Raw genomic sequence first — 1,565 nt, 5'->3', positions numbered from 1 at the left:
GCCACCCGGAGCACGAGGCCCCGGTCCCGGTACGCGTAAAGCGCGTTCTCCCCGAACCGGAGCAGCTCCAGATCCGGTGGGGTCTCGGCCCCGAGCCGCGCGAGAACGTCGAACGCCGCCATGCGGGCGTCAGACTCCTTCCAGGCCACGGCGTCCTACTAGGCGAGACATGCGCAGAAGGGACGACAGGGGGCGACCGAGAGGACCCGCGCAGGACCGGTCCCGGTCCATGGAACGCGGACAGGCGGCCGGGCGCACCAACGCGATCAGACTCACGGTCCCGTCCAGAGTTGAGGCTCTCCGTCACCGCCACCCTAGGCCCGCAAGCCCTCACACGCATCCGGGACAGGACAATCCGGGCGCCGGCAGAGCGCCACCCGCTCTCCGCACCCCGGCCCGTGCCGGGAGGCGGAACCCCGGCCTCCAGCGGAGCTGGCGACGATCACATAACGGGTGTCGGTGACTCCGTCCGGGCCTGCTGACGCGCGCCATCGAGCACCATCGACCGACGACGACAAGGATCGAAACCGTGGGGTAAACGTGGGGTTCAGCGCCTCGGACAGCCGGCCGCGTGACAAGAAGCGCCTGTACCATAGGCGATCCTGGTGGACCTAACGCACCACAATAAGAACCATTTGATCTTGGTTCAGGGTCCCGAGATCACGGTCCGACCGGTCTCCACGAGGCTCCTGGCCAGGGACGATGCCCCGTGACCACCCAGCCGGCAGCCTCACACCTTGAATCGAACATACGTTCCGTAGACCTGGTGGGTCCGAACGGCACCGCCCGCACGGTGACAGTGATCGTGGGAACCGTCGTCGGGCTCACCTTCCTCTTCGGACTGGGCAACGTCGCCACACTCGGCATCCGTCTGGGCGTCCCGACCTACGTCGCGATCCTCGTGGCACCCGCAGTCGATCTCTCCGTCGTCGGGCTCCTCCTCGGCGCACGCCACCTCACCCTTCACGGCGGCCCCGCAGACATCATCCGCGCCGCACGATGCCTACTCATCTTCGCCAGTGCCGTGACCCTCGCCCTCAACATCGCCGAACCCCTCATCTCCGGCCACTACGGCAGAGCAGCCTTCGACGCCGTCGGCCCCTTCTCCTTATCGGGTAGGCAGAGGTCGGACCCGGCCTCCTCCAAGCCATCCAGACCGCCACCGCCACCACGTCCGCGCTCGCCGGGACGGCCACGGAAGATCTACGTGAGCCGATCACCTCTGGCGTGCCGACGGCAGTAGCGGTTCGCGAGCCAGCCAGGGCCGCGTCTCGCCGGAACACACCGGGTGCGCGCCAGCAGGACCTGCTACACCGGGCCAGGGCCGAAGACGTGCTGCACTGGCAGCAGCACCAACGACCCATCTCCGCCGAAACGCTGCGCAAGCGCCTCCGCATCGGCACCACGCCGAGCGATCACCAAACAAGATCCAGCGATCGGCCCGGCAAGGCGGGTCGGCGTCTCGCCCTGTTCCGGGCCATTCCTCGGGAACATGATCGGGCTCGACCTCCGTCTATGCGTCTCGAGCCCGCGCGGAATCCTCTTCTCGTGCACGTTGCTCCACA

1 protein-coding gene and 1 pseudogene are annotated in these 1,565 nt (G+C 67.9%); one reads left to right on the top strand and one right to left on the bottom strand.

What is annotated here, in order from left to right:
• Nucleotides 1–766: 766 nt before the first annotated feature.
• Nucleotides 767–1,404, top strand: a pseudogene (locus MJ797_RS21415) (hypothetical protein); the annotation flags it as partial.
• Here the strand turns inward: MJ797_RS21415 and MJ797_RS21410 are convergent.
• On the bottom strand, nucleotides 1,309–1,565 hold a 257-nt coding region (locus MJ797_RS21410; RefSeq protein ID WP_239340082.1), incomplete at its 5' end, for a hypothetical protein. The pseudogene MJ797_RS21415 and the gene MJ797_RS21410 overlap by 96 nt on opposite strands.

It is taken from the genome of Protofrankia sp. CiP3, assembly GCF_917627345.1.
Taxonomy (GTDB): Bacteria; Actinomycetota; Actinomycetes; order Frankiales; family Frankiaceae; genus Protofrankia.
This window is presented reverse-complemented; position numbering and strand designations above follow the sequence as displayed.